The sequence below is a fragment of the Undibacterium sp. genome (genome assembly GCF_030683615.1).
GTDB classification, from domain to species: domain Bacteria; phylum Pseudomonadota; class Gammaproteobacteria; order Burkholderiales; family Burkholderiaceae_D; genus Undibacterium; species Undibacterium umbellatum.
The window spans coordinates 1-20154 of sequence record NZ_JAUXQE010000035.1 but is presented as its reverse complement, the minus strand read 5'-3'; the positions used below and the strand labels follow the sequence as shown (position 1 = coordinate 20154).

The window sequence follows — 20154 nt, the reverse complement described above, 5'->3', positions numbered from 1 at the left end:
AACCATGAAACAAACCGCCATAGAAGACTTGCAAATCCTGCTGACCATGCAGCGTGCCGCCTTTGCGCAAGAATCAATGCCAAGTCTTGCGACTCGCCTGGACAGACTGAACAAACTGCTGGCCATGGCGCGCAAACATGCGCTGGAAATTGCTGCCGCTATTTCAGCTGATTTTGGCAATCGCTCTGTCAATGAAACCTTCTTACTGGAACTGGCAACGCTGGAAGAAAAAATCAAGTACTGCAAAAAACATTTACCACGCTGGATGAAGCAAAGACGCTTATCCAGCAGCCCGCAACACTTGTTTGGCAAGAACCGCGTCTTGCCGCAACCCTTGGGCGTGATAGGCATACTCAGCCCCTGGAACTATCCTTTTGATTTGTGCATGGGCCCGGCACTGGATGCACTTGCCGCAGGTAACCGCGTCATGCTCAAGCCATCTGAATTATGTCCGCGCCTTTCTGACCTGCTGGCTAAACTGGTGGCAGAGTATTTTGATCCATCCGTACTAACCGTAGTGCAGGGTGACGCCAGCGTGGCCGCCAGTTTCAGCAGCCTTCCCTTTGATCATCTGGTGTTTACTGGTTCGACGGAGGTAGGCCGCATCGTCTCGCAGGCAGCGGCAAAAAACCTGACACCCGTTACGCTCGAACTGGGTGGCAAATCTCCGGCCATCATCGATGCTGATGCCGATATTAACATTGCGGCCAGACGCATTGCCTGGGGTAAACTCATCAATGCCGGACAAACCTGTGTTGCCCCTGACTATCTGCTGGTGCCGCAAGAACAGGAAACCAGCATAGTCGCCGCCATAAGCGCAGCCATGCAAAGCCTCTATCCGCGTCTGGCAGACAATAAAGACTATACCAGCATTATCAACGCCCGCCAGTGGCAACGCCTGCAAGACTTGCTGGCAGACGCAGCACAGCACGGTGCCAGGCTGCATGTGATCAATCCGGCTGCAGAACAATTTGACCCGGCATTGAAGAAGATGGCACCCGTCATCGTCACAGGCGTGACGGCCGAAATGCGCCTGATGAAGGAAGAAATTTTTGGTCCCATCCTGCCCGTCATGACGTACCGGCATTTTGATGAAGCAATCAATTACATTAACCAGCGTGCGCGGCCACTGGCTGTCTACTGGTTTGGCAATGATCATACCCACAGGGACCAGGTATTGCGCCAGACTATCTCTGGCGGGGTCTGCATCAATGACTGCCTCTTGCATGTGGGCCAGCCACAACTTGCTTTTGGTGGGGTCGGCCCCAGTGGCCAGGGTGCCTATCATGGGGAGGCGGGTTTCAATAGCTTTAGCAAACTCAAACCCATTTTCATACAATCAAACTGGAATGTCATGGGCTTTGCCTATCCACCTTATGGCAAGCTGGTGGCGAAAATGCTGAGCATGTTCACACGCTGACACTTAAACACCACTGATACTGCGCCCATGTACTTGAAAAGACTGAAGCAGGCAGGCTGGATTATTCTCGCTTTCCTGCTCGCCACTGCCGCCTTGCTATACGCAAAACTTGACTATATCAAGGGTGGAGCAGAAACTTATGTGTTTGGCTATCCACTGGTGATGATGGAGTTGACGCGCCAGACTACGGTTCAAAGCATAGGCCCGGAAAATCATTTGCGGCGTGTCCGGCAATTCCCGGACGCCAACTTCAGGGATGTGGTGCGACCCAATGTCGATACACTCTACACTACAGCCTTCATCGACATGCAGCAAGGACCCTGGGTATTTGAGATGCCTGCCAACAAGCAACGCTATGAAGTCATGCCCTTCATGGATGCATGGACCAATGTCTTTGCCGCGCCTGGCAGCCGCGTCACTGGCAATTCTGGCGGCAAATATCTTTTGGTTCCGGCAAACTGGCAGGGCGAAGTGCCGTCCGGCATGCAAGCCCTGCGTGCGCCGACTCGAATTGTCTGGCTCATTGGCCGTACCCAGACCAATGGCGCGGAAGACTTTGCTGTCGTCCACAAGTTACAGGATGGCCTGCAATTTCGCAGCCTGGCTGACTGGCAGGAAAATAAACCTGAAGCAGCCCCCATCTGGCGACCCCAGCCGGAAAAATCTCTGCCGCCCATCGTTCAAATGCGGCAAATGGATGTGAGGCATTTCTTTAGCCATCTGAGCAAGCTCATGCAAGACAACCCTCCAGTTGCAGCGGATGCACCCATGCTGGAAAAAATGCGCCGCATAGGCATCGTTCCCGGCGCAGCACCAGACTGGTCATGGCTGGAAAAAAACTGCATCGCCCTGGGCAGATGGCTGGCTGACAGGAAGATCGCACAAGAATTGAAAAAGCCACGTGATGCTGTCAATGGCTGGGTGACGCCACCAGCCATTCTTGGCAATTATGGAACTGACTATAACATCCGTGCTGTGGTAGCAATGATAGGGCTGGGAGCCAACCTGCCTGCCGATGCCATTTACCCGAGCGCCAGTGTCGATGTGCAAGGCCAACCGCTGGATGGCAGCAAGCGCTACAGGTTGCATTTCCCACCAGATCAACTGCCACCAGCGAAGGCATTCTGGTCTGTCACTGCTTATGGCACTGATGATTTCCTCATCGAAAACATCATGCAGCGCCATGCCATAGGCAGCCGCGATGCACTGGTCATGAATGAAGATGGCTCACTTGATCTCTACATCCAAGCCTCTGCACCGCCAGACAAATGGCAAGCCAACTGGCTACCAGTCAAGCTGGGGCAGGGTTTTGCACTGAACGCCAGACTATACTGGCCCAAGGCAGCAGCACTTGAAGGTCGCTGGCATATGCCAGCAATCGAGCGACTTGATTAAAATTTTCCAGCAAACATACTTATGAGTCTGTCCTCCTTTCTCACCAATATTTACTTGCGTTATCGCTTCAAACCCAAGCCTGGTGCAGCGATTGACGTAGCAAAGACCAGAGAGAAGATCACTCGCATGCTGCGCTACCAAAGCCACTTACCGGCCGATATTACATTTACCTCTGTGACAGCCAGTGCTGGCCTGTGCGCAGCTGCCTGGTTTCAGGCTGCACAAAGCGATAGAACGATCTTGTATTTTCATGGTGGCGGTTATTTCTTTTGTAGCATAGAGAGCCACAAACCTGTCTGTGCCTATCTGAGCCGAGTAGCAAGGGCTAAAGTTTGCTCTGTTGATTACCGTCTGGCACCTGAGCACGCTTATCCGGCGGCAGTCGAAGATGCCCTGGCCTGGTACCAGGAGTTATTGAAAACCTCGCTCGCCAACAAGATTATTGTCGCCGGTGATTCCGCTGGTGGTGGGCTTGCCATGGCCTGCCTGCTGGCTGCACGCAAGGCTGGCCTGCCCATGCCTGCAGCAGCAGTTCTGTTTTCACCTTGGGTAGACCTGGCTTGTGAAGGGGCCAGCATGCAAACCCAAGCCAATGCCGACGTCATGTTCTCGCCTGATAGTCTGCCCAAGGCAGCAGCACTATATTTGCAGGGCACACCAGCAAAAAATGAACTGGCCTCACCCCTGTATGCTGACTTGCAAGGATTGCCGCCGCTACAAATTTTTGCCAGCCGTCATGAAGTCTTACTGGATGACGCCACCCGCCTGCATCAGGCTGCTCTCAATGCAGGTGTCAGCAGCACTCTGATATTAGAGAGCAACTTGCCCCATGTATGGCCGACGATGGTGAATTTGCCAGAAGCAAGGATCAGTCTGCGGCAGGCCGCCGGGTTCATAAAAGAGCAGAGCAAAGGGTAAATTCAAGTCCTAGCAACTTAATGATAGAACTCATGCTTATCCACGAGCACACAATATTCCACAGGCACGGTACGCGCTGAAGGCGTAACGCCATCTGCGGCCAATTGACCATACCAAATGGCATAGTGATCTTCAGGCACATCAGGCATGCCATAGTAGCCAACGATAACACCAACATCACTACCGACGCGGACGAACTGTCCAAGCACCTTTGCAGCTGTCATAAAAAATCTGCCTCTGGCAAACATCGAAGCAGCATTATAGCCACAGGTTGATCTGTACTTTTCTTTTCTATTCCACCACGAAAAGGCCCACAAATAAATTTATCGTCTGGGGCAGTAGTTTTTTTCAATACACTAGTGTACTGTTAACGTCAGATTCAAATTTAACAGTCCGCGAACCCATCTACAGCAAGGCCAGCCAATGACAAGCGCAAGCACAAACAAAGTTTTCGATATCCTCATCGTCGGCAGTGGCTTCTCAGGTCTTGGCCTGGCAATCACCATGCAAAAAGCAGGATACGACTGGCATTTAGTGGAACAGGCAGAAACCCTGGGCGGCACCTGGCGTGACAACCATTATCCTGGTGCGGCCTGTGATATCCCGTCCAACCTGTATTCGTTTTCCTTCATGCCAAATCCAGACTGGACGCGTCTCTATCCGCCGCAGGCAGAAATTGCCGCTTATATGCAGCGCTGCGCCGATCAGGGTGGCGTGCGGCATGGCATGCAATTTAATGCCAGAGTAGTCAGCGCCAAATGGCTGGAAGATCAGGGCCACTGGCTGGTGCAACTGGCAAGTGGCGAAGAAATGCGAGCCCGAACTCTGGCGGCAGGCACCGGTGGCCTGAGCCGTCCGCAAATGCCAAAAATAAAAAACCTCGATGCCTTCCATGGTGAGCTGTTTCATTCTGCCCGCTGGCGGCATGATGTGGACTTGCGTGGCAAGCGCGTTGGTGTCATCGGCACTGGAGCCAGCGCCATACAGATCGTTCCTGCAATTGCCGCGCAATGCGGCAGCCTGACGTTATTTCAGCGCACGCCAGCCTGGATCATCCCGCGCAATGATGAGGCTGTTTCGGAAGCCAGGCGCCGCAGCTATCACGCCCAACCTTGGCGCCAGCAACTGAGCCGCAAGCTGACTTACATCAAACTGGAATCGCGCATGTATGCCTTCACCCGCGCGCAATGGCTGCTGCGCCGGGCGCAGAAACAGGTAGAAAGTTATCTGCGACATCGCGTCAGGGATGAGTCCTTGCGCAAAAAACTGACGCCCAATTACACCATAGGCTGCAAGCGCATTTTATTGTCGGATGATTTTTACCCCGCCTTGCAAAAACCGAATGTGCAACTGATCCCACATGGCGTGACACGGGCGACGACCAACGGTGTCATCTGCGCCGATGGCAGCGTTCATCAACTGGATGTGCTGATCGCTGCCACTGGCTTTCAGGTGGCAGATGCCGGCGCACCATTCGACATTACAGGGCGCGATGGCGTAGATCTCAACCAAAGTTGGGCACAAGGGCCGCAGGCTCACCTGGGTACGGTAGTGCATGGCTTCCCCAACCTGTTCATCATGACGGGCCCAAACACTGGGCTGGGACATAATTCCCAAGTTTATATGATAGAGTCGCAAATCAATTTCGTGCTGGCGGCCCTGCGCGCACTCGACAAAAAAAAGGCGAGGGCATTTGATGTCAGGGCTGAGGTGCAGAACAACTACAACCAGGCTGTGCAAGGCAAACTTGTCGGCAGTGTCTGGAATAGCGGTGGTTGCCACAGCTGGTATCTGGCCGCAGATGGCAGTAACCGTACCCTGTGGCCAGACTTTACTTTCCTGTTCCGCCGTCGCCTCAGGCAATTTGACTGGGCAGAATTTCATGCCCTGCCCAACATAGGCAAAACAATATGAAATCCCTACACAAAAAACTTGTGGTGATCACCGGTGCGGCATCCGGCATAGGCGAAGCGCTGGCGCATGCCTGCGCCGAAGCAGGCGCAGACCTCTTGCTGGCAGATATAGACCTGCAGCGCCTTAACAACCTTGCAGCAGCATTGACTGGGCAATTCAAGAACGCAGGAACAAACCAGCGCGTGCTCACGCAAAGCTGCGATGTCGCCAGCGAGGCAGACTTGCAAACCCTGGCTGCCACAGCCTTGCAAGAGTTCGGTGGTGCCGATGTCCTCTTCAATAATGCAGGCGTGGCCCTGGTTGCCCCCGTACTAAGTGGCAAGCTGGCAGATGCACACTGGCTGATGGATATCAATTTCTGGGGCGTCGTTCACGGCTGCCGGGCCTTCGCGCCACACATGCACGCCAGGCCTGACGCCGTCATCGTTAACATCTCCAGCATCTTCGCCATGTTATCGCTGCCTACTCAGTCCTTCTACAATGCCAGCAAGGCAGCAGTCAGGGCATTTTCTGACAGCTTGCGCGAAGAATTGCGGGTGAGTCGTAAAGACGAAACTGGCAGCAAATATGGCATCCATGTACTATGCGTACACCCAGGAGGCATACGTACTCGCCTGGTTGAACAGGCAAGGCTGGGCAATATCACCGCCATGGCGGCAAATGCAGAAAGCCTGAACAAACAATTCAAGCGCATCGCCCGCACCAGCCCTGAACAAGCAGCAATCGCTATCTTGAGTGCAGTCAGAAAGCGCAAGACACGTTTACTGATAGGCACTGATGCGAGAATCGGTGATTTTTTCTACCGTCTATTTCCCTCCAGGGCATCAACCTGGTTTGCTGGATTGTTGCGCAGACAGCGCAAACATTCCTAAAAAGATCATCATTTTCAAATTGCAAATAACTATGCAATACTGAGCTAAAATCCGCGCCACAAAGGACGCAGCTTTGACCATATCGTTACAGAAAAAAATGTATTCCCTTTTAACATGACTCCCGGCCCCTACCTGATAAAAAACTGCGATACTTGTACGCAATTGCTTAGATACATTACCCTGTCTTCTCGCTTTGTTTCTTTTGGAGCTTACTGGACGGATGGATATGACGAAATTTTTCACGTCACCGACAATGAATGTGTAGGCCTGTGTCCAAGTTGCGGCAAGGTAATTTGGCGTGAGCATCTGCATGAATTAGGAATGGCAGATAGCTTCACATTCCATACTGACACACGAACCGAATATGAAGTATGGATTCCTACCGTCAATGTCAGCACTGTATTGTTAATGAAAATTGTGCGTGAAATTTCCAAGTGCTCATTTGCAGAAGCGAAAGCCATCGTTGATCGCCCCGATATTCATTTGAACCCTTTATTTGATCGGGACGAAGCCTACGACTATGCAAGGAAGAGACTGCAAGCTTTAAACGTCCCTTACGTCGTAATCGAACATATCGTTCCTGTACAAAAAGACTTTCCAGAAGAGTGGCTCAAAGCCCTGCCTCCCGTGAGAATCAGCACAGCAAAAAAGTACCGGGAAATTCTGCAAGAGAGCGCATCATTACTCGACATAGAACAAGAAAAGTTTCTGCGCAAGATGATCATGCAAAGAGACAATGATCAATATCGCCAAAGCGTTGTCCCGTCAGAATGGTTATTAAATGAGGAAACAAGGTTAAATCTGAATAAGCTATCTGCAATTTTGGACGAAACGAATATTGACGAGCGCTTGTTAAAGGCAGAGATAGCCCGAAATTTAGGACATTTCGATGCCTGCCTAGCGCTGCTTGATTGTGACTATGAAAATTATGTGCCCATCATCAATTTTTTGAGAAATCATGCTCAAAATCACATGCCATCTTTATCTTTGTTCCATTAAAAAAACTGCCGAATTTCCTTACTTCTTTTTAGCATTGTCCAGCCGCTGCTCCTGCACCAGGTAATTGGCAATGATGCTTTTCAGATACTCCCTGATCATCGGCGGGTTGACCGGGCGGCTGAGGGCCTGGTAGCTGCCGACGATGGCGAGGTAAAACAGGGATGCGAGTTCCTGTGATTTTTGCGCATCATTATTGGTCAGACGCATGTATTTTTCTTTGACCATGTCCATACGCTCCTGATCCACGTCAACCAGCATCTTGGCGACCTCGGCATCACGCCTGCCATAGCCACGCAGTGCCAGTTCAAAGCGCATGTATTCCAGGTCTTTGCCGCCGTGGCGCAAAGCAATTTCGATGAGTCGTTCCAGATCTTTTTGTGGGTCTGGGTCAATTTCACTGCGGGCGATGCGGTCTTGTTCACGCTGGTAATCGCGCCATTGCTTGAGCAGATCGCTGACCAACTCTGCATGGTCCGCAAAATGCCAGTAAAAGCTGCCGCGCGTCACGCCCAGCTTGTCTGCCAGCACCAGCACCCTGACATTATCAAAGCCGCCATCGACCACTGCCTTGAAGGCGGCATCGATCCAGTCTTCACGGCTGAGTCTGGGACCTTCCGAGGTTTTTCTTGTTTTTGGTGCTGCTTTCATATCTTCCCTTGTTCGTCTACCCTGATACAGATCAGCGCTTGCAAAGTCAGCATTTTAAGTCGAGCACGACGCGGCCACAACAAGCTGACAAAATCCATACACTTGTGTATTTTAATTCTTGACAAGTTGCGCCACCGGACTCTACATTAGCATTATCAGTACACATATGTATTGAGAGACTATAAAACAACAGGCCGCAGAGCCCATTCAAATAACGGAGACAAACATGGAACATAAACACAATGTGATGCGGCCTGTTTTGCAACTGGGCCAAGCCTTGAGTGGCGTGGCACTGGCCTGCTGCACCATGACAGCCATGGCTGGCGAAGGCTATAAACTCAGGCAATCCCCGGTCGGCGTGTTTGGCGGTGAGATGGCCGCTTCGATAGAAAACCCCGGCTTTTTTGGCACAGCGGCACTTTCCACTACCAGTATCTATAAAGTCGTCGATGGCGATGGCAATGATATCAGCCTGCCCGCCCGCAGCCTGCCGCTCCCCACAGGCACCCTGACCAAGGGTGCGGTACCAGATGGCACATATACACTCAATGTACCTGCCGCAGCCATAGGATTTGACCAACCACAAACCCAGATCAATATCCTGGCCGGTTACCTGACGCAAAGCACGTATGGCGACGGGCATATTGCCTTTGCCATGAATATCCCCCTGATCAAGCAAAGCCGCACATTTACGGCTGTGAGCCCGGCTGGCACAGTCAGCCCTACGCCCAACCCTGCCTTGCCAGCCGCTTTGCGCGGTGCAATCAACGGCGTGGCGGCGGCAGCCAATGCACAGGTACAGGCAGCTGTCGCCAGCACCCTGGCCAGCCAGAATGCAGATACTTCAGGCATGGGCGATACCGAGCTGTCCATGGTTTGGATCAAACAGCAAGACCGTCTGAAGATCGCCGCTGGTGTTTCCTTATTTGTGCCTACCGGCAACTACAATAAGGATAGGGGCCCCAACCCCGGCTTTGGTAATTTTTACACTTTGCGTCCCGGTGTGGCTGTCAGTTACTCTCTCAATCCCAATCATGGCAGCGAAGTCTGGGATAGCGGCGTTACCATTGCAGGCCGTCTGTCATTTGGCATGAACAGTACCAACAAGGATACCAATTATCGCAGTGGCAATTTTGTTTATGCCGAAGCCGGTATCATCAAGGTTTCGGGTAATTGGGCATTCGGCTCGAACGTACTGGCCATCAACCAGGTAACCGATGACAGTGGCACAGGTGCACCTGCAGGAGGTAATCGTTACAAGAGTTATGCCGCAGGACCATTTATATCCTATAAGCTGCCAGGGAAGGAGGCAGGTTTCAATCTGCACTATAGCCAGAGTTTTGGCGGTAGTAATGCCCTGGTATCGCGTACCTTGCAGTTGCGCTTCATCAAAGCCTGGTAGCACGGCGCATGTCCATCAAAAGCCTGTTGATGCCTGTGATTACCCAGCACATGCTGGGTCGTTCGCGACTGCTTCAGTTGCGCGAACGGGCCTTGAAGGCACGAGTGCGCAGCGGCACGGCAAGGCAGCTTCATTATTTCCATCAGGCAGATGATCCCTATAGCGTATTAGCGGCACATAGCCTGGGCGCCATGCAGCAAAAGTATCCATTGGAAATTCTGCCTTACGTGGTCAGCCCGCCGGAGCAAGCGGCGGCACCTGAACGCGATAAATTGCAAGCCTATAGCCGTCAGGACGCGCAACTGCTGGCGCGGCATTTTGGTTTTCCATTTACCGACTTCTCACAACAACCTTCAGCAGAAAACATCAGCATGGCAAACCGCTTGCTGGTGGCGGCCATCCATGCCGGACAATTCATGCAGCTTGCGGACAGCATCAGTGCCGCTCTGTGGAGCGCAGCACATGCGATCACAGAACTCGCAGCAGTGACGCTGAAATTCTCCCCTGCTACAGAAGAATCAACGGTAGCAGATATGCAGTGCGCAAATGCTCTGAGAAAGGCAAGGGGCCATTACCTGGGTGCCTGTTTCTGGTATGAGGGAGAATGGTACTGGGGTGTAGACAGACTCTATCACCTGGAACAAAGACTGCAAGATGAACTGGGCAGCGATCTGGGCTACCTGTATCCGCCCCCCACAGATCTGACCGGGCCGCTCAGTATTGCGCAGCCGCCGGAAATCGATTTTTTCTTTTCCTTGCGTAGCCCCTATTCAGCCATCGTTGTCGAGCGGGTATTCAAACTGTGCCAGCTAACGGGAACGAAAATCAACTTGCGTTTCCTCCTTCCGATGGTGATGCGCGGCTTGCCAGTGCCTGCCAACAAAAGACGCTACATCGCCATGGATACCGCACGCGAAGCCCATGTCCGCCATATTCCTTTTGGTCGCTTGAACGACCCGGTAGGCCGCCCTACAGAACGAGGCCTTGCCCTGATACCACTGGCTGAAAGCCTGGGACGAGGGCAAGACTATATATTGTCTTTTATGCGCGGCGTCTGGGCCGAGGGGCTCGATGCTGGCAGCGATCGCGGTTTGCGCAAAATCGCCGAGCGGGCGGGCCTGCCCTGGGCAGATGTCCAACTGGCGCTGCATGATGAAACCTGGCGCAACACTGCTGAGATCAACCGGGAAGCGATGTTCGCCCTGGGCCTGTGGGGCGTACCCTCGTTTTATTGCGCTGGCGCTGCAGTCTGGGGGCAAGATCGCTTATGGGTCATCGCCAATCTCCTGCAAAAAATGGCAGATTCCGACGAACAATTATCCAAACAAGGCCAAACATGCTGACTAATATCCTCAAACTATCCTGCCTGCTGATCTATGTACTGGCTCTTGCTGCGCTGGCAGGCTTGCTGCCCCCGGCCTATACAGGAGCGTGCATCAATCTGGCCGGGCTCTTGCTGATCATTCATGCACTGGAGGCCGTAGCCGTGTTCAAGCATCTGGGCAAGTATCGTGGCCCCTTGTGGATGAGTCTGCTGCTGACAATCCTGTTTGGCCTGCTGCATTGGCAGCCGCTGTTGAAACTAAAATCCGTCAAGGAATAAGCATGCGCGTCACTCGCTTGCTCGCCCTGATTTTCCTTGCCAGCCATTTTGCCCAGGCCAGCGAATTGCCGCCGTCCCCACCTGGCAGCGCAGGCAAACCCTCCAGACCCAATATCGTGGTCTTGCTGGCTGACGACTGGGGCTTTAGTGATGTGGGTGCCTATGGCAGTGAAATCGCCACCCCCAATCTGGATGCACTTGCCAAACAAGGCACGCGCTTTTCCAACTTTCATGTCAGCGCCTCGTGCTCCCCTACCCGCTCCATGCTACTGACCGGGGTGGACAATCATCTCAATGGTGTCGGCAATATGCGCGAAACCATTCCCCTGGAACATGAGGGCAAGCCAGGTTACCTGAGTGTCCTGAATGACCGCGTCGTGACTGTTGCCAGCTTGTTGAAAGATGCAGGCTATCGCACCTATGTCGCAGGAAAATGGCATGTCGGCAAGGAGCCACACAATCTGCCAGATCAGCGTGGTTTTGAGCGCTCCATCATCCAGGGCGACAGTGGCTCGGATAACTGGGAAACCGGCAAACGCTATCTCGACCTGACTGACAAGGTTTACTGGTATGAGGATGGCAAGGAAGCCAGCATGCCCAAGGAGTTTTACTCTTCAGAATATTATGTGGACCGGATGATCAACTACATCCGCACTGATGAACAGGCTGGCAAACAGGCACAGCCCTTCTTTGCCTATGTCGCCTTCCAGGCCAATCATATTCCCTTGCAGGCCCCGCGTTCATTCATCGACAAGTACAAGGGTAAATATAAAGACGGCTGGACAGCCTTGCGCCAGGCCAGGCGCGACCGTGCGATTGCACTGGGCCTGCTGCCCAAAGACACACCCATGGTCACCATGTCCACCACCAAAGACTGGGATGCGCTGACACCCGCCGAGCAAGCCTACCAGGCAAGGCGCATGGAAGTGTATGCAGGCATGGCAGAAGCCATGGACTACCACGTAGGACGGCTGATTGCGGCATTGAAGCAAAGCGGCCAGTATGACAATACCATCTTCATGTTCATGTCAGACAATGGTGCAGAAGCATCCGACCCATATGCCATGCTCAGTGCACGCCTGTGGCTGGACATGTACTACAACAGCGATATCAACAAACTCGGCGACAAGGGAGCCTACAGCATCATAGGCCCAAGCTGGAGCAGCGCTGCCGCCTCGCCTCTGAGTACCTATAAATTCTATGCCGGTGAAGGTGGCATACGCGTACCGCTGATCATCGCTGGCAAGGGCATGCAGCAAAACCGCATTCACCAGAGCTTTACCCACATCATTGATATAGCGCCGACGATACTGGAACTGGCGAACACCCCCAGACCAAATGGCAGTTACCAGGGCAAGCCTGTAGAAACCATGCGCGGCAGCAGCCTGATCCCGGTGCTGTTTGATGGCAAAGACAGGGTCCACCCGACCGATGAAAACATAGGCTATGAATTATCTGGCAACCAGGCCTTGTTCAGGGGCGACTACAAGCTGGTGAAAAACCTGCCACCTGTCGGTGATGGCCGCTGGCATTTATATGATATCCAGCTTGACCCTGGCGAAACCCGGGACCTGCAAACCAGCCTGCCAGAGGTGTTTTCCAGCATGCAGACTGCCTATGCGCAATACGCCAAAGATAATGGGGTATTACCTATGCCCGAAGGTTACGAGCCTACCCAGCAGGTATTCACCAATGCGATGGTGCATGTATATATCCCGCGCTTTAAATATCCAGCCATCCTGCTCTTGCTGGGTCTGGTCACGGCGGGCTATCTGCTGATGCGCCGACGCCACACAACCCTGAACAAGGCCAAGCCATGAAAAGCCAGCGTTTTTTTATCATCACACTAAGTATCCTGGTCTTGCTGGTCTTTGGTCTGTACTTGCTGCGTACCCCCATCAGCCTGGCAATCGCTGAGAGAATGATAGCCCAGCGACTGAATGCCAATCCCCTGGCAGAATTGCCCGATGGCTTGCATGTTGGTTTATGTGGAGCGGGTTCGCCCTTTCCAGACGACAAACGTTCCGGCCCCTGCACTCTGGTCATCGCCGGACAACGCCAATTCATCTTTGACGTGGGCAGCGGCACGGTACGCAATCTGGGCAAGATGGGTTTTAGTCCAGGGCAAGTTGATGCTGTCTTCCTCACGCATTTTCATTCTGACCATATCGATGGCATGGGGGAATTTTTATTGCAGCGCTGGGTATCTGCCAGTAATCAGAACCCGGTTCCTGTGTATGGCCCCAAAGGCGTTGAGACTGTGGTGCAGGGCATCATGCAAGCCTATAAACCGGACCAGGGCTACCGCGTGGCCCACCATGGTGAAGCGACCATGCCGCCCAGTGGCTTTGGTGGCATGGTTAAAAGTTTCGCGCCACCGGCACAGGGCACTGTGACACTGATCAAGGATGCCGACCTGGAAATCATCGCCTTCACAGTGGAACATGGCCCTATCCACCCAGCAGTGGGTTATCGCATCAACTATAAAGGCCGCAGCTTGCTCATCAGCGGCGACACCATCAAGTCTGCAACCGTGCAAGCACAAGCCAGGAACGTGGACTTGTTGCTGCATGAAGCCTTGTCTGTTCCTCTGACCAACTTGCTGGAAAAAGCGGCTGACAAGGCTGGCAAGGTGCATTTGAAAAAAATCTTCAATGACATCACCAATTATCACACCACACCTGAGCAAGCCGCTGAAATCGCGCGGGATGCCAACGTGGGAGCCTTGCTATTGAACCATATCGCCCCTCCCTTGCCCTTGCCGGGGATGGAAGCAGCTTTTCTGGGGGAAGCAGGCAATATCTATCAAGGCAAAATCAGGGTCGGTGTTGACGGAGATTTTGTCAGCATGCCCGCGAATAGCAAACAGATTGTTTTCAGCAAACGCTTCTAATCGTTTTTCATCACTGAGGTTCAGCATGTCAGCACTACCTGTCGTAGAAAAATTCTTGCGCACCCCCGAACATCGATTTGCCCACATCACTGACTTCCCTTACCAGCCACGTTATAGCGAGATAGGTGGCTTGCGCATCGCCTGCATTGATGAAGGCCCGCGCGAAGCCACGCCCATCCTGCTCATGCATGGAGAGCCAACCTGGTCGTATTTATACCGCAAGATGATCCCGGTCTTGCTGGCAGCGGGTTTTCGCGTCATTGCGCCTGACCTGGTTGGCTTTGGCCGCTCGGATAAACCGGCAAGCAGGAAAGATTATTCCTACCTCAATCATGTGTCGTGGATGAAGGCCTGGCTGGTCGCCAATGACTTGCGTGGCCTGACCTTATTTTGCCAGGACTGGGGTTCTCTCATTGGCCTGCGCATGGCAGCAGAAGAGCCTGAGCGTTTTGAGCGCATCGTGCTGGCCAATGGTGCCCTGCCTACCGGTACGATGGCCGTTCCCAAAGCATTTAAAATCTGGCGGGCATTTTCACGCTATAGCCCTTGGTTCCCCATAGGCCGCATCGTCAAGAGTGGTTGTGTACATGGTTTAAGCAAAGCAGAAATTGCCGCCTACGATGCGCCTTTCCCTGGCCGCGCCTACCGCATCGCTGCCCGCTTATTCCCCGGTTTTGTACCAACCACACCAGATGACCCCGAACGGCAACGCAATGAGCACGCCTGGGAAGTTTTCAAGCGCTGGGATAAACCTTTCCTGACCCTGTTCAGCAACCGCGACCCGGTCACCCGTGGCGGATATAAAGCCTGGCAAGAACTGGTGCCAGGTGCACAAGGCCAACCGCATGCGATTACCCGCAATGCCGGACATTTTTTGCAGGAAGACAAAGGCGAAGAAGTCGCGGCGGCGATAGTCAGGTTTGTGCGTGAGACTGGCGGCGGGACTCATGACGCCGCTACTGTTGCGCATGCGAGTCAGCCAACTCTTTGAACCTGCCTATCACAAACTGCGCCACTGGTGAATGACTGCGCCCCCGCAAAGAAACGATGCCCAATTCTGAATGCATGGTCGGTATGCCCTCTATCACCAGCGGCACAATTTGCCCGCGCCGGATTTCATCTGCCACGGCTGCATTGATGGCGGCCAGTATGGTGTCAGATTCCAGTGCAGCGCGTTTGAGTGTCAGCACATCATCGCATTCCAGTGCGATAGGCAAGTTCGCATTAACGGGCAAACCCAGCAATTGCGCCAGCGCCTTGCGTATGGCTTGCGGTAAGCGTACCGATGCCAGGCCGTATTGCAAAATATCGGCAGGCAGGCTGCGCGGCTTGCTCAATAAAGGATGATGCGCACGTACAAAAAAACCACCGCGCTGGCGTGCCAGCAAGTTGATGTCCAGGTCCTGGCCGGGCGGAAGGTCACGGGTGTCAGCCACAAAGAAATCCAGTTCTTCATTGCGCAAATGCTCGGCCAGATATTCCCAGTTATTGACTTCAACGCGCAAATTGACACCCGCAAAGTGTTGCCTCAATTCAGGCATCAGCATGGGCAACAGTGTCGCCGCCGGAAAAGGCCCTACACCTATGGCCAGGTCACCTATCTGCTTGCTGCGGTACAGCTCTATATCTCTTTGCAGGCAACGGCTGTCAAACAAGAGCTTGCGGGCGCGTTCTATGAAAAAATTGCCAGCAGGGGTAGCCGTCACCTCGGTCGTGCCACGGTCAAACAATTGCACACCCAGCTCGGTTTCCGCTGCTTGTACGCTGCGACTCAAAGCAGATTGCGACAAATGCACACGCTCTGCCGCACGGGCAAAATTCTTTTCATCTGCCACCGCAACGACGTGCCTGAGACGTTTCAATTCCACGGTATCCCTTCCTGTCAATAAAGGATGCAAAAACAACCATCAATCCATGCATACACTGCATTGATTCTAGCCCAAGAATGCATTGGACACCAAAAAATTAGCCTCTTACACTCGATAACATCAGGAGACAAGAAATGTCAAAACCCCATGAATTCGACTACATCGTCGTAGGCAGTGGCTCAGCCGGTTGCGTGCTCGCAGCCAGGCTGACTGAAGACCCCAACATCAGTCTGGCCTTGCTCGAAGCAGGAGGTCCGGACAAGAGCGTGCTGATCCATGCGCCTGCAGGTGTGGCCGCCATCGTACCAACCAAATACCATAACTATGGCTACCAGACCGTGCCGCAAGCGGGCTTGAATGGCCGTTGCGGCTATCAGCCACGCGGCAAGACCCTGGGTGGCTCCAGCTCCATCAATGCCATGCTCTATGTACGCGGTCACCGGCGGGACTATGATCATTGGGCTGCCCTCGGCAATACAGGCTGGGCCTATGATGAGGTATTACCCTACTTCAAACGCGCCGAACATAATGAAGATATACAGAATAGCTACCACGGTCAGGGTGGACCGCTGAATGTCTGCTACCCGCGTCATCAAAGCGAGATCAACCACCTGTTCATCCAGGCCGCATCTGAATGCGGTTTGCCACAAAACCAGGACTACAATGGCGAGCAGCAGGAAGGCGCTTTTCTTTACCAGGTTACCCATAAAAATGGCGAGCGCTGCAGCGCTGCCAAGGCTTACCTGACACCGAATCTGGCGCGTCCCAATCTGCACGTCGTCACCCATGCTGTCGCTGCCCGCATCCTGTTCGAGGGCAAACGCGCTGTCGGGATTGAATACCATCAGGCCGGTGAACTGAAACAAATACGCGCCCGTCGTGAAGTCATCTTGTCTGGCGGTGCCTTTGGCTCGCCACAACTCCTGCTGCTGTCCGGCATAGGCCAGGCCAGCGAATTGCAAAAGCAAGGCATCCAGCTTGTGCACGACTTGCCTGGTGTAGGCAAGAATCTGCAAGACCATATCGACTATGTACAAAGCTGGCGGAGCAAAGGCAGCGCCGCCAAAGACGCTACCTTTGGCTTGTCGCTCAGTGGTATGACAAAAATGAGCAAGGCCATGTGGGAATGGCGGCAACATCGCACTGGCATGGTCACCAGCACTTATGCCGAAGCCGGTGCGTTTCTGCGATCCGCCCCCAGCCTAAGCGTACCTGACTTGCAAATTGTCTTCGTCATTGCTCTGGTCGATGACCATGCGCGCAAACCGCATCTGGGCCATGGCATCTCCAGCCACATTGATGTCTTGCGCCCACACAGCCATGGTACGGTCAGTCTGGCCAGCAAAGACCCGCATGCATCCCCTGTCATCGACCCGCGTTTTTTAAGCGATGAGCGCGATCTCGATTTACTGGTGCGCGGCGCGCAATTCCAGCATAAGCTATTTGCATCCAGCGTATTCGATCACATGCGCGGCGCCATGCTCTACCCCACCCAGGCAGATGATATCGCAGGCTTGCAGCAAGATATCAGGCAAAGGGCAGATACCCAGTACCACCCAGCAGGCACTTGCAAGATGGGTCAGGCCACAGATTCCATGGCTGTCGTCGATGAGCGTCTGCGGGTAATGGGCATGCAAGGCTTGCGCGTCGTAGATGCCTCCATCATGCCCACACTGATAGGCGGCAATACCAATGCACCAACTATCATGATTGCAGAAAAAGCAGCCGATATGATCAGGGTTGATAATTTATAGACACTGGAGACGATATGAAAACACCTCAGCACCTTTGCCTCAAAAAAACTGTGGCTCTGACTTTGGCAGCCACGGCAGCCATGCTACTGACCGCCTGTAGCCAAAAACCGGGCAACACTGCCATGGGTGATGCCACGGCCACCACCGTCAAAGCCAATGCCGACATCGCACAAAGTCTGGCACTGGATGACCAGCAGGATTTTGAAAATGCCAAACGTGGTCTCATCGCCAAACCAGAAGGCAAAATCCTTGGTCCATCAGGTGAAGTGTTGATCGATTTCGATGCATGGAAATTCATAGAAGGTGCAGCCCCGTCCACCGTCAACCCCAGCCTGTGGCGGCATGCCAAGCTCAACGCGCAAATCGGCCTGTTCAAAGTCACCGATGGTATCTATCAATTACGCGGTTTTGATATCGCCAATATGACTATCATCGAAGGCAAGACAGGCTGGATCATCGTCGACCCGCTGACTGCCAAAGAAAGTGCGGCTAGTGCCATCACCTTTGCCCGCAAGCATTTGGGTGACAAGCCTGTGGTTGCTGTCGTCTTCACCCATAGCCATGCTGATCATTTTGGTGGAGCCCTCGGCGTCATCACGCCAGAAGAAGTAGCAAGCAAGAAAATCCCCGTCATCGCCCCCGATGGTTTCATGGAAGAAGCCACCAGCGAAAACATCCTGGTAGGCACAGCCATGGCCAGACGCTCTGGCTACCAGTTTGGCAAAGACCTGGAACGCTCGCCCAAGGGCCTGGTTGATACCGGCTTGGGTAAGGGTGTCGCCTATGGCAGCATAGGCGTGCTCGAACCCAACCAGCTCATCATCAAGCCAACACAAGAGCTAACACTGGACGGCATCAATTTTGTTTTCCACAATGTGCCAGGCGCAGAAGCGCCCTCAGAACTGACCTTCAGCATCCCCGATAAAAAAGCCTATGCCGGTGCCGAGATACTCGCGCAAACCATGCACAATCTCTTGCCTGTACGCGGTGCCAAAGCCCGCGATGCCCAGCGCTGGGGCAGCTACCTCGAACAGGCGCTGGAACAGAGTGCCGATGCCGAAGTCTATTTTGGCCAGCACAACTGGCCAGTCTGGGGCAAACCACGCATCGCAGAATTCATCACCAAACAGCGCGATGTCTACAAATATACCCATGACCAGACCGTGCGTCTCATCAATGCCGGTTATACACCCTATGAAATTGCCGACAAGATCAAGCTGCCCAAATCACTGGAAAGCTATTTCGGCGCACGCGGCTACTATGGCGACCTGCGCCACAATGTCAAAGCCGTCTATCAGTTTTACTTAGGCGCTTATGACGGCAATCCCGCCAATCTGAATCGCCTGCCACCACAAGAATCTGCCAAACGCTATGTAGACTTGCTGGGCGGCGCAGACAAGGCCATCGCCGCCGCACAAACCTCTTTCGACAAAGGCGATTATCGCTGGACCGCAGAACTGCTGAACCACGTTGTTTTCACCGACAGCAATAACAAGAACGCCAAGGAATTACTGGCCCGCACCTACGAACAAATGGGCTACGCGGCAGAAGCATCCACCTGGCGCAACAGCTACCTGACCGCCGCCAACGAACTGCGCAACGGCCCACCCGCCAAAGGCGTCAACCGCGCAGCCATGATAGACATGCTGAGCCAAACCCCGATAGACCGCTTCCTCGAAGCCATGGCCGCCGGCCTGAATGGACCCGATGCCGAAGGCAAAGACTACAAGCTCAACCTGGTCCTGACCGACACCAAAGAATCCTACGTACTATGGATAGAAAACGCCGTACTGCATCACAAGAAAGCCGAACCTGTCAAAGACGCCAATGCCACGCTGACACTGACCAAACCCATCTTCATCAAGATGATGGCCGGGACGGCTGGCGTCAAAGATACGCTGTTCAGTGATGACTTGAAGGTGGATGGCAGCAAGATAGACCTGGTGCGCTTCTTTGGTCTGATCGACAAGGCGGCGGGGACGTTTGCGATTGTGACGAAGTAATTTCTGTTATACCAGCAAAAAGCTGCCTCGCAAGCAGCTTTTTGGATATCTTGCTATTTGAAAATGCAACTTGTCACGATTATGGGATGAAATGACGCCATGTGTGCTAGATTCCTGCATCAAAAGGAGCAAAAGCAATGATCTCAGTCGATATCGCATATGAACAAATTCATAACATCCAAAGTTCTACAATAACTGCACGCGCCAAAGAAAATAAAACCGTTGCAAAGACTTTGTGGACAGGTGGTTACGTTCTTCTGGACTCAATGGAAAAAGGACTTACGTGGGCACCCGCGAAAGAAGCCTGCGACGAGCTATACTCCTTAGGGCTACGCTGAATAAGCATCAATTTTCGATGGACGAAACTCCAAGTAGCGCACTCAATTGATAAAAGCGTCGTTCAAGCTATTTTTCGCGCCCCCCATCAGGCCATTGATGGGGTTTTTGCTCATTTTTGCCCACTAT

The 20154-nt window shown here is 53.3% G+C and carries 17 protein-coding genes; 14 read left to right on the top strand and 3 right to left on the bottom strand.

Annotated elements, in window-relative coordinates; all coding sequences use genetic code 11:
* Positions 1 to 4 precede the first annotated feature (4 nt).
* From Q8K39_RS17380 to Q8K39_RS17370, 3 genes are read left to right on the top strand one after another with little or no spacing between them, the layout of a single operon-like run.
* The gene (locus tag Q8K39_RS17380; protein WP_305262159.1) at positions 5 to 1420 is read left to right on the top strand and encodes a coniferyl aldehyde dehydrogenase; all 1416 of its coding nucleotides are present in this window, start codon (positions 5 to 7) and stop codon (positions 1418 to 1420) included.
* Between the two features lie 27 nt (positions 1421 to 1447).
* Positions 1448 to 2815, top strand: coding sequence for a DUF1254 domain-containing protein (locus tag Q8K39_RS17375; protein ID WP_305262157.1), 1368 nt, complete (start codon positions 1448 to 1450; stop codon positions 2813 to 2815).
* A 21-nt stretch (positions 2816 to 2836) separates the two neighbouring features.
* Entirely contained in the window at positions 2837 to 3733 is an 897-nt protein-coding gene (locus Q8K39_RS17370; RefSeq protein WP_305262155.1) for an alpha/beta hydrolase, read from the top strand.
* Between the two features lie 17 nt (positions 3734 to 3750).
* Here Q8K39_RS17370 and Q8K39_RS17365 read toward each other — a convergent pair whose 3' ends face one another.
* A complete protein-coding gene (locus Q8K39_RS17365) occupies positions 3751 to 3957 on the bottom strand; it encodes a hypothetical protein (protein WP_305262153.1) in 207 nt (68 codons plus the stop codon).
* A 199-nt stretch (positions 3958 to 4156) separates the two neighbouring features.
* On the opposite strand from Q8K39_RS17365, the gene Q8K39_RS17360 reads away from it, so the two are divergent.
* The 3 genes from Q8K39_RS17360 to Q8K39_RS17350 all read left to right on the top strand — a co-directional run bounded on the left by Q8K39_RS17360 (position 4157) and on the right by Q8K39_RS17350 (position 7518).
* The gene (locus Q8K39_RS17360; protein WP_305262151.1) at positions 4157 to 5647 is read left to right on the top strand and encodes an NAD(P)/FAD-dependent oxidoreductase; all 1491 of its coding nucleotides are present in this window, start codon (positions 4157 to 4159) and stop codon (positions 5645 to 5647) included.
* Entirely contained in the window at positions 5644 to 6519 is an 876-nt protein-coding gene (locus Q8K39_RS17355) for an SDR family oxidoreductase (RefSeq protein WP_305262150.1), read from the top strand. Before Q8K39_RS17360 ends, Q8K39_RS17355 begins: the two co-directional genes overlap by 4 nt.
* Before the next feature lie 114 nt (positions 6520 to 6633).
* Positions 6634 to 7518 carry a hypothetical protein gene (locus tag Q8K39_RS17350; protein WP_305262148.1) on the top strand — a complete coding sequence of 295 codons (885 nt, stop codon included), beginning with the start codon at positions 6634 to 6636 and terminating at the stop codon, positions 7516 to 7518.
* Between the two features lie 18 nt (positions 7519 to 7536).
* On the opposite strand, the gene Q8K39_RS17345 is transcribed toward Q8K39_RS17350, so the two are convergent.
* On the bottom strand, positions 7537 to 8166 hold the full coding sequence (locus Q8K39_RS17345) for a TetR/AcrR family transcriptional regulator (protein WP_305262147.1): 630 nt from the start codon (positions 8164 to 8166) through the stop codon (positions 7537 to 7539).
* A gap of 226 nt (positions 8167 to 8392) precedes the next feature.
* On the opposite strand from Q8K39_RS17345, the gene Q8K39_RS17340 reads away from it, so the two are divergent.
* The 6 genes from Q8K39_RS17340 to Q8K39_RS17315 are packed head-to-tail and all read left to right on the top strand — an operon-like array spanning position 8393 to position 15055.
* Positions 8393 to 9568 carry a transporter gene (locus Q8K39_RS17340; protein ID WP_305262145.1) on the top strand — a complete coding sequence of 392 codons (1176 nt, stop codon included), beginning with the start codon at positions 8393 to 8395 and terminating at the stop codon, positions 9566 to 9568.
* An 8-nt stretch (positions 9569 to 9576) separates the two neighbouring features.
* Positions 9577 to 10911 carry a DsbA family protein gene (locus Q8K39_RS17335; protein WP_305262144.1) on the top strand — a complete coding sequence of 445 codons (1335 nt, stop codon included), beginning with the start codon at positions 9577 to 9579 and terminating at the stop codon, positions 10909 to 10911.
* On the top strand, positions 10905 to 11171 hold the full coding sequence (locus Q8K39_RS17330) for a hypothetical protein (protein WP_305262142.1): 267 nt from the start codon (positions 10905 to 10907) through the stop codon (positions 11169 to 11171). The genes Q8K39_RS17335 and Q8K39_RS17330 overlap by 7 nt, the downstream gene beginning before the upstream one ends.
* 2 nt (positions 11172 to 11173) lie before the next feature.
* Positions 11174 to 12991, top strand: coding sequence for an arylsulfatase (locus tag Q8K39_RS17325; RefSeq protein WP_305262140.1), 1818 nt, complete (start codon positions 11174 to 11176; stop codon positions 12989 to 12991).
* Entirely contained in the window at positions 12988 to 14064 is a 1077-nt protein-coding gene (locus Q8K39_RS17320) for an MBL fold metallo-hydrolase (RefSeq protein WP_305262137.1), read from the top strand. Before Q8K39_RS17325 ends, Q8K39_RS17320 begins: the two co-directional genes overlap by 4 nt.
* Positions 14065 to 14089: 25 nt before the next feature.
* Complete coding sequence (locus tag Q8K39_RS17315; protein WP_305262135.1) at positions 14090 to 15055, top strand: haloalkane dehalogenase; 966 nt, start codon at positions 14090 to 14092, stop codon at positions 15053 to 15055.
* Here the strand turns inward: Q8K39_RS17315 and Q8K39_RS17310 are convergent.
* Positions 15021 to 15932, bottom strand: coding sequence for a LysR family transcriptional regulator (locus Q8K39_RS17310; protein ID WP_305262133.1), 912 nt, complete (start codon positions 15930 to 15932; stop codon positions 15021 to 15023). The two genes, Q8K39_RS17315 and Q8K39_RS17310, sit on opposite strands and share 35 nt — an antisense overlap.
* A gap of 134 nt (positions 15933 to 16066) precedes the next feature.
* Between Q8K39_RS17310 and Q8K39_RS17305 the strand changes: the two genes are divergently transcribed.
* Together Q8K39_RS17305 and Q8K39_RS17300 are read left to right on the top strand one after the other, a co-directional pair.
* Positions 16067 to 17686 carry a GMC family oxidoreductase gene (locus Q8K39_RS17305; RefSeq protein ID WP_305262132.1) on the top strand — a complete coding sequence of 540 codons (1620 nt, stop codon included), beginning with the start codon at positions 16067 to 16069 and terminating at the stop codon, positions 17684 to 17686.
* Positions 17687 to 17700: 14 nt separating this feature from the next.
* Positions 17701 to 19689, top strand: coding sequence for an alkyl/aryl-sulfatase (locus Q8K39_RS17300; RefSeq protein WP_305262130.1), 1989 nt, complete (start codon positions 17701 to 17703; stop codon positions 19687 to 19689).
* Positions 19690 to 20154 lie beyond the last annotated feature (465 nt).

Excerpts from the sequence above, each read along its gene's own strand:
- Q8K39_RS17380 (WP_305262159.1), top strand. The coding sequence starts at position 5 with ATGAAACAAACCGCCATAGAAGACTTGCAAATCCTGCTGACCATGCAG.
- Q8K39_RS17375 (WP_305262157.1), top strand. The coding sequence starts at position 1,448 with ATGTACTTGAAAAGACTGAAGCAGGCAGGCTGGATTATTCTCGCTTTC.
- Q8K39_RS17370 (WP_305262155.1), top strand. The coding sequence starts at position 2,837 with ATGAGTCTGTCCTCCTTTCTCACCAATATTTACTTGCGTTATCGCTTC.
- Q8K39_RS17365 (WP_305262153.1), bottom strand. The coding sequence starts at position 3,957 with ATGACAGCTGCAAAGGTGCTTGGACAGTTCGTCCGCGTCGGTAGTGAT.
- Q8K39_RS17360 (WP_305262151.1), top strand. The coding sequence starts at position 4,157 with ATGACAAGCGCAAGCACAAACAAAGTTTTCGATATCCTCATCGTCGGC.
- Q8K39_RS17355 (WP_305262150.1), top strand. The coding sequence starts at position 5,644 with ATGAAATCCCTACACAAAAAACTTGTGGTGATCACCGGTGCGGCATCC.
- Q8K39_RS17350 (WP_305262148.1), top strand. The coding sequence starts at position 6,634 with ATGACTCCCGGCCCCTACCTGATAAAAAACTGCGATACTTGTACGCAA.
- Q8K39_RS17345 (WP_305262147.1), bottom strand. The coding sequence starts at position 8,166 with ATGAAAGCAGCACCAAAAACAAGAAAAACCTCGGAAGGTCCCAGACTC.
- Q8K39_RS17340 (WP_305262145.1), top strand. The coding sequence starts at position 8,393 with ATGGAACATAAACACAATGTGATGCGGCCTGTTTTGCAACTGGGCCAA.
- Q8K39_RS17335 (WP_305262144.1), top strand. The coding sequence starts at position 9,577 with ATGTCCATCAAAAGCCTGTTGATGCCTGTGATTACCCAGCACATGCTG.
- Q8K39_RS17330 (WP_305262142.1), top strand. The coding sequence starts at position 10,905 with ATGCTGACTAATATCCTCAAACTATCCTGCCTGCTGATCTATGTACTG.
- Q8K39_RS17325 (WP_305262140.1), top strand. The coding sequence starts at position 11,174 with ATGCGCGTCACTCGCTTGCTCGCCCTGATTTTCCTTGCCAGCCATTTT.
- Q8K39_RS17320 (WP_305262137.1), top strand. The coding sequence starts at position 12,988 with ATGAAAAGCCAGCGTTTTTTTATCATCACACTAAGTATCCTGGTCTTG.
- Q8K39_RS17315 (WP_305262135.1), top strand. The coding sequence starts at position 14,090 with ATGTCAGCACTACCTGTCGTAGAAAAATTCTTGCGCACCCCCGAACAT.
- Q8K39_RS17305 (WP_305262132.1), top strand. The coding sequence starts at position 16,067 with ATGTCAAAACCCCATGAATTCGACTACATCGTCGTAGGCAGTGGCTCA.
- Q8K39_RS17300 (WP_305262130.1), top strand. The coding sequence starts at position 17,701 with ATGAAAACACCTCAGCACCTTTGCCTCAAAAAAACTGTGGCTCTGACT.